Here is a 13,772-nt window from a genome sequence, read left to right as displayed (position 1 = left end):
GACCCGCACGACAGACGCGCGGCGCGTAGGGTGCTTGGCATGGCCGATGCGCTGGAGATCGAGGTCGCTGGGCGGCCGGTGCGGCTGACCAGTCCCGACAGGGTCATGTTCCCGGAGCGCGGATTCACCAAGCGCGACGTGTTCGAGTACTACGTGGCCGTCGGCGACGGGATCATGCGGGCGCTGGGGAGCCGGCCGACGACGCTGCAACGGTTCCCCGAGGGGATCGGCGGCGAGACGTTCTTCCAGAAGCGGGTCCCCGTCCGGGGCGTGCCGCCGTGGCTGGAGACGGCGCAGATCGCGTTCCCCAGCGGGCGCAAGGCCGACGAGCTGTGCCCCGCCGACCTCGCGCACGTGGCGTGGGCGGCGCAGATGGGCACGATCGTGTTCCACCCGTGGCCGGTGCGCAAGGCGCACGTCGACCACCCCGACGAGCTGCGCATCGACCTGGACCCGCAGCCGGGCACCGACTTCGCCGACGCGGCCGTCGTGGCCGGCGAGCTCAAGGCCGTCCTCGACGAACTCGGCTGGAAGGGCTGGCCGAAGACCAGCGGCGGGCGCGGTGTCCACGTGTACGTGCGGATCGAGCCGCGGTGGACCTTCGTCGAGGCGCGCCGGGCGGTGATCGCCCTCGCCCGCGAGGTGGAGCGGCGCCGGCCCGACCTCGTGACCACCAAGTGGTGGAAGGAGGAGCGGGGCGCACGGGTCTTCGTCGACTTCAACCAGATGGCCCGCGACCGGACGATCGCGTGCGCGTACTCGCTGCGCGCCAACGCCCGGGCCACCGTGTCGACGCCGCTGCGCTGGGAGGAGCTGCCGGACGTCGAGCCCGACGACTTCGACCTGCGGACGGTGCCGGACCGGATCGCGAAGCTCGGCGACGCCCACGCCGGCATCGACGACGCCCCGCACGACATCACCCCGCTGCTGGAGTGGGCCGAGCGCGACGCGGCGAACGGCGAGGGCGACATGCCGTATCCGCCGGAGTACCCGAAGATGCCCGGCGAGCCGATGCGGGTCCAGCCGAGCCGGGCCCGCAACGGCGTGCGGTAGCTACTTCTCGCAGGTGAGGTCGGCCGGCGGGACGCGCAGGTCGATCAGGTAGCGGTTGACGGCGTCGTTCACGCAGCCGGTCTTCGGGTAGGCCGTGTGCCCCTCGCCCTTCCACGTGATGAGCGTGCCGACGCCCAGCATCTTCGCCAGCGCCGGCGCCTGCTCGTAGGGGGTGGCCGGGTCGCCGAGCGTGCCGACGACGACGATCGGCGCCGAGCCGGTCGCCTCGCCCGCCGGGTACGGGTCACGCTTGCCGGGCCACTGCGCGCAGATCAGGTTGAGCGCGAGCGCCCCGCCGAACAGCGGGTACTTCTGCCGCCACTGCGGCTGCAGCGCCCTGGCCTGCTCGACCGTCGGGGTGTCGTCACTGTCCGCGCAGCCGACCGCGGCGTTGGCGTCGAACATGTTGGTGTACTTGCCCTCAGGGTCGCGCTCGGCGTACGAGTCGGCGAGCTGGAACATCTTCTCCGGCTTGCCGGCCCGCAGGTCCTGCATCGCCTGGGCCAGCATCCGCCAGCTGGACTCGCTGTACAGCGACGACACCACCGCGGTGAAGACCCACCCGGCGGTCGCGTTGCGCCCCTTGCCCTGCACGGGGGCGGTCCGGGCGTCCGCGATCGCCTTCATGACCACGGCCCGCGGGTCGGGCCCGATCGGGCAGGCGGTCACGTTGGCCTTGCACCAGGTGGTGAAGTTGTCGAAGGCGTGCTCGAACCCGGCGGCCTGCTTCTCCGCGGAGTCCTGCATCGACAGCGTCGGGTCGACCGCCCCGTCGAGGACGAATGCGCGCACGTTCTTCGGGAAGAGCTGCGCGTAGACGGCGCCGAGCAGGGTGCCGTAGCTGTAGCCGAGGTACGTCATCTGCTGCTCGCCGACCGCCGCCCGCAGCGCGTCCATGTCCCGGGCGGTCTGCTCGGTGGAGTAGTAGCGCAGCTTGTCGCCGTACTTGTCGCCGCAGCTCTGCGCGAGCCTGCGGGTCAGCGCGACCGACTCGCCGTACGTCGCGTCGGTCTGCGGGTCGGGGTCGATGCCGAAGTTGGCGTCCAGGTCGGCGTCGGAGAAGCACTTCACCGGCGACGACTTGCCGATGCCGCGCGGGTCGAAGCCGATCACGTCGAAGCGGCGGATGACCTCGGCCGGCAGGTACACCGACCGGTAGACGGCGTACTCGATGCCCGACGCGCCCGGCCCGCCAGGGTTGATGAACAGCGACCCCACCCGGTCCCGCTGCGTCGTCGACCGGCCGCGGACCATCGCGACGTCGAACGTGCCGGTGCCCTCGGGGTTCTGCCAGTCCTGCGGGACCTTGACCGTGGCGCAGTCGTACTTCACGTTCTGCGGCGGGCTGGAGAAGATCCCCTTGTAGACGTCGGGGCACGGCTTCCACTGCGCCGGCTCGACCTTCACCCCGGACGAGGTCGCCGGCACGGCCGGCGGCCGGTCCAGCCGGCGCGCCTCCTGCGCCGGGTCCGTCGGAAGGCTGGCGCACCCGCCGAGCAGCGCCGTGACCAGCAGAATCGCCAGCGAACGTCGTGCGGCGCGAGCGCTCAAGGCCGCCCTGCCAGCACGGACTCCACGTCGAAGCGGATGGGCCGGTCGAGCTGCTCATACGTGCACGAGCGCGGCTCCCGGTCGGGCCGCCAGCGCTTGAACTGGGCGGTGTGCCGGAAGCGGTCGCCCTCCATCGCGTCGTAGCCGACCTCGACGACGAGCTCCGGTCGCAGCGGCACGAACGACAGGTCCTTCTTGCCGGTCCAGCGGCTCACGCCGCCCGGGAGCCTGGTCGCGGCGTCGCCGGCCGGCACCGACTCGATGCTCGCGGCGGCGGCGCCGGGGGTCTGGCCCGCCCAGTTCCACGGGTGGTCGACGACGCCCTCCCGGTACGCCTCGAGCTCCTGGACCAGCTCGGCCCGGCGCTCCCGGGTGAACGACGCGGCCACCCCGACGTGGTGCAGGCGGCCCTCCTCGTCATAGAGCCCGAGCAGCAGCGACCCGACGATCGGCCCGTCCTTGTGCCACCGGAACCCGGCCACCACGGCGTCGGCCGTCCGCGCGTGTTTGATCTTGTACATGCTGCGTTTGCCCGGCTCGTAGGCGCCTTCGGCCGGCTTCGCGATCACCCCGTCGAGCCCGGCGCCCTCGAACCGCGCGAACCAGTCCCGCGCCACCTCGATGTCCGTCGTCACCGGCGTCACGTGCACCGGCGCCACGACGTCCGACAGCACCTCGACCAGCCTGGCGCGGCGCTGCGCGTAACCCACCTCGACCAGCGCCTCGTCACCGACCGCGAGCAGGTCGAACGCGACGAACGACGCCGGCGTCTGCTCCGCCAGCAGGCTGACCCGCGACGCCGCCGGGTGGATCCGCTGCCCGAGCAGCTCGAAGTCGAGCTTCGGCTCGCCTTCGCCCCGCCGGATCACGATGATCTCGCCGTCGACGACGCAGCGCTCCGGCAGCTGCGCCAGGACCTGCTTGACGACCTCGGGGAAGTAACGTGTCAGCGTCTTGCCGCCACGGCTGGCGAGCTCGACCTCGTCGCCGTCACGGAACACGATGCAGCGGAACCCGTCCCACTTCGGCTCGTAGCTCATCCCCTCCGCGCTCGGCAGGCTGGGAATACTCTTGGCCAGCATCGGCTCGACGGGGGGCATCACCGGCAGATCCACCCTCCCACACTAACTGTTTCTGGCTCCGGGCATGCCCCAGCCGCTCCCCCCATGATCCGCCCGACCTCAAGCACCCGACGCACACAAGGCTTTCCGGCTCACGCGACGGCGCTTCGAGGAACGCCAGGCCGATGTGGATCGCACCGACGCCGTGCCCCGGCCGCGCTCCCCCACGAACCAGCCGACCTCCGCCGCCGCCGGCCGGCGCATCCCGGACGCACAAAACCTTCCGGATCACGCGGCGGCGTCTCACGGAACGCCAGGACGCCTGTGGACGGTGCCGACGCCGCGGCACGCCCCCGCCGCACTCCCCCGTGAACCAGTCAACCTCCCCCAGCCGGCGGCGCACCCCGGACGCGCATGGTCGTCCGGATCACGCGACCGCCGCCCAAACGCCGCGCACGCGACGGCGCGATCCCGGACGCGCGTGGTCGTCCGGATCATGCGGGCGCCGCCCAAACGCCGCGCCCGCAGCTGCGCGATCCCGGACGCGCGTGGTCGTCCGGATCACGCGACCGCCGCCGCCCGGGCGGGCTACGGCAGGTTGGCGATCAGGTCGGCGATCTCCCGGCGGCGGCCGGTGTAGAACGGGACCTCCTCGCGGACGTGCCGCCGGGCGGTCGAGGCGCGCAGCTCCCGCATCAGGTCGACGATCCGGTGCAGGTCGTCCGCCTCGAACGCGAGCAACCACTCGTAGTCGCCGAGCGCGAAGCTGGCCACCGTGTTGGCACGGACGTCGGCATACCCGCGCGCCATCTTGCCGTGCTCGGCGAGCATGGCGCGGCGCTCCTCGTCGGGCAGGAGATACCACTCATACGACCGGACGAACGGATACACGCAGACCCAGGCCCGGGCCTCCTCGTCGGCGAGGAACGCCGGGATGTGGCTCTTGTTGAACTCCGCGGGCCGGTGCAGCGCCATCTGCGACCAGACGGGCGCGAGGTGGGTGCCGAGGGCGGTGCGGCGCAGCGCGGCATACGCCTCCTGAAGCGCCTCGGCGCTCGGCGCGTGCCACCAGATCATGAGGTCGGCGTCGGCCCGCAGCCCCGCCACGTCATAGGTGCCGCGGACCACGACGTCCTTCGCGGCCAGATCGGCGAGGAACCCGGCCGCCTCCGCGGCGACCTCGGCCCGGGTCGAGGGGTCGAGCGGAGTCTTCGCCTGGAACACCGACCACATCGTGTAGCGGATCGAGTCGTTCAGCTCGCGGATGCGCGCGGCGTTGCTGGTCATGTGACTATCCTTCCAGTGCCTCGAGCAGGGCGTCGGCAGCGGTCCACCCCGACGTGACGCAGGCCGGGATCCCGACGCCGTCATAGGCGGCGCCGGCGACCGTGAGCGGCGGGCGCCCGGGAGCGGTGTTGTGGGCCGTCAGCGCCGCCCGCAGCTCCCCGACCCGGTCGCGATGATGCGGCGCGTACTGAGGAAGCGCCCCTCCCCACCGGAACACCGCCGCGTCCACGGGGTCGGGCAGCCGGTCGGCCCCGATCAGCCGGGCCACCTCGTCACGAACCAGGCCGAGCAGGTCGGTGTCGCTGCGCTGGAGCTGCTCCTCGTCCCCGGCCCGGCCGACGGACGCGCGGACGAGGGTGAGCCCGGACCGCCGCAGGTGCGACCACTTCTGGTCGAAGAACGTCACCGCCTTGACCGCGAACCCCTCCGTCGCCGGCACGAGCAACCCCGACAGCTCGGGCAGCTTCGTGACGGGCAGCGCCAGCGCGACCAGCGCGACACTGGCATAGTCCAGCGGCACGCCACGCAGACCGGCGGTGGACAGCAGCCGCGCCGCCGGGGTGGCGGGCACGGCGAGGACGACGGCGTCGGCGTCCAGCGCGGACGGCGAGTGGGTCGAGCCGATGGTGAGCCGCCACCGGGAGCCGTCACGGCGGAGGTCTCGCACGGGTAGGCCGAGACGGACCTCGGGCAGGGTGGCAGCGACCGCGTCGACCAGCTGGCTCATGCCTCCGCGGATCGCGCTGAACACCGGCGCGCCCGGCGTGCTCTGCCGGGCGGCCAGGGCGGCCCTGACCGCCCCGGTGAGCGTGTCGGTGCGCTCCGCCGCGTCGGCGAGGGCGGGCAGCGCCATCCGCAGGGACAGGTGGTCGGCGCGGCCGGCATAGACGCCGCCGAGAAGGGGCTCGACGAACCTGTCGACGACGAGGTCGCCGCGGCGGGGGCGGACCAGGGCGCCGACCGTGACGTCCTCGCCGGGGCGCAGGAGGGGGCCGGCAGCGGGGCGCTCGGCTGGGTCGGTGTCGACGGGGATGCCCATCAGAGTGCCGGGTGGCAGGTCGTGAAGCGTGCCGCCGGCCGCGACCGCGGCCTTCGACGTGGCGGGGTGCACGATCGCGTCACCGAGGCCGACCTGCTCGGCCAGGCGGACGGCGGCGCTCGGGCCGCCCGCCGGGTCGCCGGACAGGAACGACTCGGCGCCGCGCTCGACCGGGCCGCCGGCCAGCTCGACGGTGCGCAGCTTGCCGCCGGGGCGGTCGCTCTGGTCGATCAGGACCACGTCGAGGTGCGGGGCCCGCTCGCGCAGCCGGTGCGCCGCGGCCAGGCCGGCGATGCCGCCGCCGATCACCACGACCCGTCGCCGCGCTCCGCCGGTCACGTCATCGCCCCCCGATCAGGTGCCGCCCCGCTCATGCCACCGAGTCTATGGTCGGCGTATGACAGAAACGCGAGTGGCGGTCGTCACGGGTGCGGCGCTCGGCATCGGGCGGAAGACCGCCGAGCTGCTGGCCGAGGAGGGGTACCAGCTGGCGGTCATCGACACGAGGCCGGTGGACCTCGACGGGCTGATGTTCGAAGGGGACGTGTCGGACGAGGCGACCGTGGCGCGGTTCGTGGCCGAGGTCGAGTCGGTGTACGGGGGCTGCGACGTCCTCGTGAACAACGCCGGCATCGCGTCGATCGCGCCGGCCGAGGACACCGACGCGGCGCAGTGGCGGCGGGTCCTGGACGTGAACCTGACGGGGCCGTTCCTGCTGTGCAAGGCGTTCGGGCGGCGGATGCTCGTGCGCGGCTCGGGGTCGATCGTCAACGTGGCCTCCGTGGCCGGGCTGATGGGCGTGGCGGACCGGGTGGCGTACAACTCGAGCAAACACGGCCTGATCGGCATGACGCGCACGCTCGCGGTGGAATGGGGCGGGCGTGGGGTCCGGGTCAACGCCGTCTGTCCCGGCTGGGTGAAGACGGAGATGGACGACGAGTCGCAGGCGTCGGGGGCCTACGCGGACGCCGACATCACCGAGCACGTGCCGATGGCCCGGTTCGCGCAGCCCGAGGACATCGCCAAGGCGGTGGCGTTCCTCGCGGACCCGGAGCGGTCCGGGTTCGTCAACGGCGCCGCGCTCTCCGTCGACGGCGGGTGGGCGGTGGACGGCTCGTGGCAGTCGCTGCGACTGGACAGCCGGGGGCGGTGACCCGGAAGACGTACACCCGAAGTGCGTCGATATGTCGTCGGGTCGGGCGAATCTGACCAGGGGAATGTCCATCTGTGGGACGAACCCCTCTGGAAGATCTCGCCCGAGGCGAGCACACTCTCTCGGATGAGCGACCTCGCGTCCTCCCGACCGTCCCCCGACGAGCCGAGCGACCGCGCGCCGGCCCCGGGCGGCGGCCACGCGCCCTGGTCCGCCGAAGCGTGGTCCGCCGAGCCCTGGACCGCCGAGCCCTGGACGACCGACCCCTGGCAGATCGGCACGGGTCAGCTCGGGGCGGGCACCAGCGGCTCGGACCCGCTCGCCGACGTCATCGCGGACCTGGCCGACCACCTGGCCGACCCGGCCGACCCCGCCGTGGCCGCCGCGGCGGCTGCGGCGGCCGCTGCCGCGCGGGCGGTGCCGGTCGACGACGTGGAGCCGACCGCGAGGACGATCTCGGCGCTGCTGGCGGACACGACGACGACGCCGGCCGAGCTCGCCGACGCGGTCGCCTGGTGCTACGACGACGAGGCGCTGCCCCTGCTGCTGCCGCTGATCCACCACGCGGACGCACGGGTGCGGCGGGCGGTCGCGCAGGCGTTGCCGAGCGTCCTGGGTGAGGCACCGCCCGACGACACCGTGCGGGCGTTGCTGCTGCTGAGCAACGACCCGGACGACGACGTGCGTGACTGGGCGTGCTTCGCGCTCGGCACCCAGCTGTCGGAGATCGACGCCCCGGCGCTGCGCGACGCGCTGGTCGTGCGGCTCGACGACCCGCACGACGACACCAGGTGCGAGGCGCTGCTGGGCCTGGCCCGGCGCCGCGACGAGCGGATCCTGCCGGTGCTGCAGGAGCGGCTCGCCCGCGACAACGTGTTCTCGCTGGAGCTCGACGCGGCCGGCGCGCTCGGTCACCCGTCACTGCACACGCTGGTCCGCGGGCACCTGTCGGGCTGGGACGACGACGTGGTCGCGCGGGTGTGCGCGGCGCTGCGGCTGACCGACCCCGACGGCGTCGGCGACGACCTGCTCGACGGGCTGGCCGAGTGGTTCACCTGCGGCGCCCCGCACGCCAGCGACGAGGACCGCTACTGGTGGTCGGTGACGCTCCAGCTGCTGGAGCACGCCGAGTACCGGGCGCCGGAGATCGCCGAGCAGGTGCACGCCCGGCTCGCCGGCGAGCCCCGCGCCACGTCGCTGATGCTCGGCTCGCGACTGGCCCAACTCGCCGGCGACCACGGCTGGTGGCGCTGGCGCCCCACGTACTAGCCGGCGCCCCACCTACTGGCTGAAGCCCCACGTACTGGCTGGCGCACCACGTACTAGAGCGAATGCACCAGGGAGACGACCCTGGTCAGCACGTCCGGGTCGGTCTCGGGCATGACGCCGTGCCCGAGGTTGAAGATGTGCCCCGGCGCCTTGCGGCCCTCGGCGACCACCCGGCGCACCTCGGCCTCCACGACCTCCCACGGCGCGAACAGCACGCACGGGTCGAGGTTGCCCTGCAGGGCCTTGCCGGGCACCCGGCCCGCGGCCACGTCCAGCGGCGTGCGCCAGTCCACGCCGACGACGTCGGCGCCGGCCTCCCCCATGGCGGTCAGGAGCTCACCGGTACCGACGCCGAAGTGGATCTTCGGAATTCCGGCGATGCCGTCAAGGACGCGACGGGAGTGCGGCAGGACGTAGCGCCGGTAGTCGGCCTCCGACAGGGCCCCGGCCCACGAGTCGAAGAGCTGCACCGCGTGCACGCCCGCGTCGGCCTGCACGCGGAGGAACGTGAGGGTGATGTCGGCGAGCCGCTCGCACAGGGCGTGCCAGACGTCGGGCGCGCCGTACATGAGCGCCTTGGTCTTCACGTGGTGCCGTGACGGACCGCCCTCGACGAGGTAGCTGGCCAGGGTGAAGGGCGCCCCCGCGAAGCCGATCAGCGCGGTCTGCCCCAGCTCGGCGAGCAGCAGCCGGATCGACTCGGCGACGAACTCCACCGCCGACGGGTCCAGCAGGGGCAGCGCGGAGACGTCGGCCATGGTGGCCACGGGCGAGGCGACGACGGGGCCGGTGCCGGCGACGATGTCCAGGTCGACGCCGGCGGCCTGGAGCGGCACGACGATGTCGCTGAAGAGGATCGCGGCGTCGACCTCGTGGCGGCGGACCGGCTGGAGGGTGATCTCGCAGACCAGGTCGGGCCGGCGGCACGACTCGAGCATGCCGATGCCGGCGCGGACCGCGCGGTACTCGGGCAGGGAACGGCCGGCCTGGCGCATGAACCAGACGGGCGGGTGCGGCACCGCCTGCCCGCGGGCGGCACGCAGCAGCAAATTGTCAGTCATAGCGAAGTCATCGTTTCACTGCGTGCACATCGGCGGCGCGGCGGCACCCCCCGAGCGGGTCTGCGGCCTTACTCTTCCGGTATGGCGCCATCGACCGCGACTCCCCCAACGTTCATTCGGGCGGTGGAGGAGCTGCGCGCGTTCACGGCGCGGCCCGAGATCGAGCTGGAGGAGATGCCGGCGCCGCAGCGGCTCGCGCCGTATGCGCACGCGATGAGCGGCACCGTGCTGCGCGACGGTGACGAGGTCGCGACCGGGCGGCTGATCCTGCTGCACGACCCGGCCGGCCACGACGCGTGGGACGGCACGATGCGGCTCGTCACGTACGTGACCGCCGAGATGGAGGCCGAGCTCGCCGCGGACCCGCTGCTGCCGGGGGTCGGCTGGAGCTGGCTGACCGACGCCCTGGAGAGCCACGGCGCGTCCTACACGGCGATCGGCGGGACCGTCACGCAGACGCTGTCGACCCGCTTCGGCGACCTCGCCGGCCCGCCGACCGCGGCCGACCTGGAGATCCGGGCGTCGTGGACGCCGACCGACGGCGACCTGCAGTCCCACGTCAGCGCCTGGTGCGCGCTGCTCGCCTCGACGGCCGGCCTGCCTCCGCCGGGCGTGACCGCACTGCGATAGCGAAGGGCGGGCCCTTTTCGAGAAGAGCCCGCCCTCATCGGTGAATCAGAGTCCGAGGATCGTGTCGGCCTCGTCGCACGGCTTCTTCATCTCGGTGACCTTGTTCTGCAGCGTCGTCTTGTCGCCGTTGTTGGACGCCTCCAGCGCCTCGATCAGCAGCGTCAGGCACTTGCCGATGACGTCGCGCTGACGCTTCGCCTCGGTGCTGTCGGCCGTGACGCCGCGCAGCTCCTGCTGCGCCTTGGCGAGCTCGTCGGACTTCGACTTCAGGTCGTTCTTGGTCTTGTCCAGCTCACCCTGCGTCGAGGTGATGGTGTCCTGGCGCTGCGACGCGAGCTTCTCCGACTTGTCGAGCTTGCCGCTCTTGTCGAAGTACAGCCCGACGAACACGCCGGCCGCGATGACCGCGAGGGCGAGCAGGCTGGCGAGGATCGGCACCGCCACGCTCTTCTTCGGGGCCGGGCCGGGGGTCTGGTAGCCGCCCTGGGCGTACCCGGGCGGGCCGGAGACGGGGCCGTACGAGGTGGGCGGCGCGGACATCGGCGGCCCGGACATCGGCGGCGCCGACATCGGCGGGTTCGCCATCATCGGCGAGGTCGGCGGCGCGGAGACCGAGGGCTCGAGGTTGTAGGCGGCCGGCTGCGGCTCGCCGTAGCCCGGCAGCTGCTGCGTGCCCTGGTCGTACGGGTTGGGCTGGCCGTAACCCTGGTCGTGGGTCGGGGCGGGCTGCGGCGGCACCGGGGCGCCGTACGGGTTCTGCGGCGCGGACGGCGGCGGGTATGCCCCCTGCGGCGCGTTCGGGTCGGGGTAGGCGTAGCCCTCGTTCGGGTTCCCCTGGGGGTTACCGGGGTATGTCATGGTAGTTCTTCCTCCTGAGAATCCTTCCGGGCAAGCGCCCCGGCCAGGGGTGAAGCTGCCGTCGCGACCGGGACGCGGCGGCGTGTTGCAGCGGTCAGCAGACGCTGATCGTTTGGCAAACCACCGAGATCGGGATGGCCAGGCCGATGCCTTCGGCTTCGCGCGCCTTCAGCGTCGCGACGCCGACCACCTCCTTCTTGGCGTTGAACACGGGGCCGCCGGAGTTGCCGGGGTTGATCGCCGCGTCGAACTGCATGAGGTCTTCGCCGCTCCTTGAGCGGAACGCGCTGACGACGCCGGTGGTGACGGTGTCCTCGAGGCCGAGCGGCGCGCCGACGACGAGCACGGGCTCGCCGACCTTCGGCACCTGCGCGGCCGGGACGAGCCGGGTGAACTCCTCGTCGGTGTGCAGCAGCGCCAGGTCCTTGTCGGGGTGCGCCTCGATGACCTTCGCCGGGAAGCGCTGGTTGGTGCGCTCGAGGCTGACGTCGCGCTCGCCCTTTTCGTACGCCTCCTGCACGACGTGGTAGTTCGTGATGAGGTTCGTGCCGCCGCCCGAGGGGGCCTTGCCGAGCGCGAACGACGTGCCGGTCGCGTACTTGGTGGTGACGCGGAACACGCTCGGACGGACGCTTTCGGCGACCGCGGCGGCGTCGAGGTTGCCGCCGGTCTTCGCCTCGAGCTTGTCGGCGCGGTCCTCGAGCGCCTTGAGGCGGGTCTCGTCGGTGGTCTTCGCGGCGGTGGCGGCCTTCTCGGCCTTGTCCAGGCGGGACTCGAGGCGGACGATGAACGCCGCCTGCACGCCGACGACCACGAGCAGGACCAGGCCGATGACCAGGGCGAGAACCCCGCTGCGGCCACGGCCTCCCGGGTGCGGTTGCGCCTGGTGTACGAGGTGCGGCGGCCCACTCTGCGGCTGCGGGCCCGCGGGCGCGGACACCGGCCAGGCACTGGTTGGCTGGGCCGGGAAGGCGCCGCTGCCGGGTTGAGCGGCGAATCCGCCGGTGGACAGCCCGCCCGCGGGTGACACGCCAGCGGCCGGGAACGCTCCGGTCTGGGTCATTCGTGGAGGAAGTGGACCGAGCCGCTCCGAATCTTCGCCGGATCGGTCCGAGTGCCGCGGACGATCGTACGAATCGGAGGTTCCGGAAGCCACCGGGTTGGAAGGGTCATACCCGGCCGTCATGCTTCTCGTTTCCTTCCTGTCACATTTCCACCCGTTTGTCCCGCGGCCCGGTCGTTGAGCGGCCTCGCAGTCGGCCTCACACTAAACCGCTCACACAAGCCCCGCGACCTCCGAGGCAATCAACGGACAGAACCAGAAGTACGACTTCCGCCCGCGCTCGCGACCGTACCGGCACGGGCGGGGTTTGTCCGTCCCGAATTCCGTGTCGCGGGCCACGGAACCGGCCCTCGAATCGGCCACCGAAACGGCCCGCGGGCGGACCGGAAACCGACGCGCCGGACCCGGCTGCATCGGCGTGCCGGTGCCGCAACGTACCGTGGTCCGGGTGACCGACGAACCCCCCGCGCGGCGTCGGGACGAGGAGCCAGACAGTCCGGGCAAACCGGACGACAAGACCGAGCCCGTCCTGCTGACCGCCCCCCGAGACGGGACGCCCGAGCCGATCATCGACCGGGCGGAGCTCGCGCGCGCCGTCGAGCGATTCGCCCAGGGCAGCGGCCCGGTGGCCGTGGACGCCGAGCGCGCCTCCGGCTACCGCTACACGCATCGGGCCTATCTCGTGCAACTGCGCCGTGCCGGTGCCGGCACCGTCCTGATCGACCCCCTGCCCTTCGGACAGCTACCAGAGCTCGACGAGGTGATCTCGCCCACCGAGTGGATCCTGCACGCCGCCAGTCAGGACCTGCCGTGCCTGACGGAGCTCGGGTTGCGCCCGACCCGGCTTTTCGACACGGAGCTCGCGGCACGGTTGTGCGGCTTCGAACGGGTCGGCCTGGCCGCCCTGACGGAGTCGCTACTGGGGTACACCCTGGAGAAGCACCACTCGGCGGCCGACTGGTCGACGCGACCGCTGCCGGCCTCCTGGCTGACGTATGCGGCACTGGACGTCGAGCTGCTGCTGCAGTTGCGCGACACGCTCGCCGAGGAGCTGCACGAGCAGGGCAAGACGGAGTGGGCGGCACAGGAGTTCGCCGCGCTGGTCGCCTCCGCCGGCGACCCGCCGCGGGTGCGGGCCGACCCGTGGCGCCGCACGTCGGGCATCCACCGGGTCCGGGGCGCCCGCGCGCTCGCCCGGGTCCGCGCGCTGTGGCACGCCCGCGACGAGATCGCCGCCCGCCGGGACGCGAGCCCTGGCCGGGTCCTCGCCGACGCGGCCATCATCGCGGCGGCCGAGGCCGATCCGAAGGACGAGCGGACGCTGCTCGCCCTCGCCGGGTTCGGCGGGCGGTCGGTGCGCCGGCTCGCGCCGACGTGGCTGGCCGCGCTGGCCGAGGCGAGGACCCTGACGGACCGGGAGCTGCCCACCACCCCACCGTCCGACGGTCCCCCGCCGCCGCACCGGTGGGCCGAGCGGGATCCGGTCGCGGCGGGCCGCCTGACGCGCTGCCGCGAGCTGGTGACGAGCCTCGCCACCGCCAACCGGGTGCCGCCGGAGAACCTGATCACCCCGGACACGGTCCGGCGGCTCGCCTGGTCACCTCCGGAGGAGCTCACCGAGGAGGCGGTCGGTGCGGTGCTGGCCGGCTACGGGGCGCGCCCGTGGCAGGTCGCGCTGGTGACGCCCGGCCTCACCACGGCACTGGAGGTGCCTTCCGAGTAGGGGCGCTGGAGGTGCCTTCCGAGC

At 72.9% G+C, this 13,772-nt stretch carries 12 protein-coding genes; 5 read left to right on the top strand and 7 right to left on the bottom strand.

Annotated features, from left to right (window positions below; genetic code table 11):
* Positions 1-39 precede the first annotated feature (39 nt).
* Positions 40-1,053, top strand: a complete 1,014-nt coding sequence (gene ligD, locus ACFY3L_RS09560) for a non-homologous end-joining DNA ligase (protein WP_389320718.1) — start codon at positions 40-42, stop codon at positions 1,051-1,053.
* On the opposite strand, the gene ACFY3L_RS09555 is transcribed toward ligD, so the two are convergent.
* From ACFY3L_RS09555 to hemG, 4 genes are all read right to left on the bottom strand, one after another.
* On the bottom strand, positions 1,054-2,604 hold the full coding sequence (locus ACFY3L_RS09555) for an alpha/beta fold hydrolase (protein WP_389320715.1): 1,551 nt from the start codon (positions 2,602-2,604) through the stop codon (positions 1,054-1,056). It abuts the gene before it with no gap.
* Entirely contained in the window at positions 2,601-3,686 is a 1,086-nt protein-coding gene (locus ACFY3L_RS09550) for an ATP-dependent DNA ligase (RefSeq protein ID WP_389321168.1), read from the bottom strand. Before ACFY3L_RS09550 ends, ACFY3L_RS09555 begins: the two co-directional genes overlap by 4 nt.
* A 567-nt stretch (positions 3,687-4,253) precedes the next feature.
* Positions 4,254-4,952: a hydrogen peroxide-dependent heme synthase gene (gene hemQ / locus ACFY3L_RS09545; RefSeq protein ID WP_389320712.1), complete on the bottom strand. Its 699-nt coding sequence runs from the start codon at positions 4,950-4,952 to the stop codon at positions 4,254-4,256.
* A gap of 4 nt (positions 4,953-4,956) precedes the next feature.
* The gene (hemG, locus tag ACFY3L_RS09540) at positions 4,957-6,330 is read right to left on the bottom strand and encodes a protoporphyrinogen oxidase (protein WP_389320709.1); all 1,374 of its coding nucleotides are present in this window, start codon (positions 6,328-6,330) and stop codon (positions 4,957-4,959) included.
* A 58-nt stretch (positions 6,331-6,388) separates the two neighbouring features.
* Between hemG and ACFY3L_RS09535 the strand changes: the two genes are divergently transcribed.
* Together ACFY3L_RS09535 and ACFY3L_RS09530 are read left to right on the top strand one after the other, a co-directional pair.
* On the top strand, positions 6,389-7,144 hold the full coding sequence (locus tag ACFY3L_RS09535) for an SDR family NAD(P)-dependent oxidoreductase (RefSeq protein WP_389320706.1): 756 nt from the start codon (positions 6,389-6,391) through the stop codon (positions 7,142-7,144).
* Positions 7,145-7,270: 126 nt separating this feature from the next.
* A complete protein-coding gene (locus tag ACFY3L_RS09530) occupies positions 7,271-8,413 on the top strand; it encodes a HEAT repeat domain-containing protein (RefSeq protein WP_389320703.1) in 1,143 nt (380 codons plus the stop codon).
* Positions 8,414-8,466: 53 nt separating this feature from the next.
* Here the strand turns inward: ACFY3L_RS09530 and hemE are convergent, their stop codons facing one another.
* On the bottom strand, positions 8,467-9,474 hold the full coding sequence (hemE, locus tag ACFY3L_RS09525; protein WP_389320701.1) for a uroporphyrinogen decarboxylase: 1,008 nt from the start codon (positions 9,472-9,474) through the stop codon (positions 8,467-8,469).
* 81 nt (positions 9,475-9,555) lie between these two features.
* Here hemE and ACFY3L_RS09520 point away from each other — a divergent pair, with 81 nt between their 5' ends.
* Complete coding sequence (locus ACFY3L_RS09520) at positions 9,556-10,104, top strand: DUF3000 domain-containing protein (RefSeq protein WP_389320698.1); 549 nt, start codon at positions 9,556-9,558, stop codon at positions 10,102-10,104.
* A gap of 45 nt (positions 10,105-10,149) precedes the next feature.
* On the opposite strand, the gene ACFY3L_RS09515 is transcribed toward ACFY3L_RS09520, so the two are convergent.
* Together ACFY3L_RS09515 and ACFY3L_RS09510 are read right to left on the bottom strand one after the other, a co-directional pair.
* A complete protein-coding gene (locus ACFY3L_RS09515) occupies positions 10,150-10,962 on the bottom strand; it encodes a hypothetical protein (protein WP_389320695.1) in 813 nt (270 codons plus the stop codon).
* Positions 10,963-11,056: 94 nt separating this feature from the next.
* A complete protein-coding gene (locus ACFY3L_RS09510) occupies positions 11,057-12,025 on the bottom strand; it encodes a S1C family serine protease (RefSeq protein ID WP_389320692.1) in 969 nt (322 codons plus the stop codon).
* Positions 12,026-12,473: 448 nt separating this feature from the next.
* Here ACFY3L_RS09510 and ACFY3L_RS09505 point away from each other — a divergent pair, with 448 nt between their 5' ends.
* The gene (locus ACFY3L_RS09505; protein WP_389320689.1) at positions 12,474-13,748 is read left to right on the top strand and encodes an HRDC domain-containing protein; all 1,275 of its coding nucleotides are present in this window, start codon (positions 12,474-12,476) and stop codon (positions 13,746-13,748) included.
* Positions 13,749-13,772: the final 24 nt, after the last annotated feature.

Source organism: Dactylosporangium sp. NPDC000521, from assembly GCF_042898305.1.
GTDB lineage: Bacteria > Actinomycetota > Actinomycetes > Mycobacteriales > Micromonosporaceae > Dactylosporangium.
Note: the sequence above shows the minus strand (reverse complement) of the source record. Positions and strands in the feature narration are given on the sequence as shown.

Coding starts and splice junctions, on each gene's coding strand:
- ligD (WP_389320718.1), top strand. CDS start 40: ATGGCCGATGCGCTGGAGATCGAGGTCGCTGGGCGGCCGGTGCGGCTG.
- ACFY3L_RS09550 (WP_389321168.1), bottom strand. CDS start 3,686: ATGCTGGCCAAGAGTATTCCCAGCCTGCCGAGCGCGGAGGGGATGAGC.
- hemQ (WP_389320712.1), bottom strand. CDS start 4,952: ATGACCAGCAACGCCGCGCGCATCCGCGAGCTGAACGACTCGATCCGC.
- ACFY3L_RS09535 (WP_389320706.1), top strand. CDS start 6,389: ATGACAGAAACGCGAGTGGCGGTCGTCACGGGTGCGGCGCTCGGCATC.
- ACFY3L_RS09530 (WP_389320703.1), top strand. CDS start 7,271: ATGAGCGACCTCGCGTCCTCCCGACCGTCCCCCGACGAGCCGAGCGAC.
- hemE (WP_389320701.1), bottom strand. CDS start 9,474: ATGACTGACAATTTGCTGCTGCGTGCCGCCCGCGGGCAGGCGGTGCCG.
- ACFY3L_RS09520 (WP_389320698.1), top strand. CDS start 9,556: ATGGCGCCATCGACCGCGACTCCCCCAACGTTCATTCGGGCGGTGGAG.
- ACFY3L_RS09515 (WP_389320695.1), bottom strand. CDS start 10,962: ATGACATACCCCGGTAACCCCCAGGGGAACCCGAACGAGGGCTACGCC.
- ACFY3L_RS09510 (WP_389320692.1), bottom strand. CDS start 12,025: ATGACCCAGACCGGAGCGTTCCCGGCCGCTGGCGTGTCACCCGCGGGC.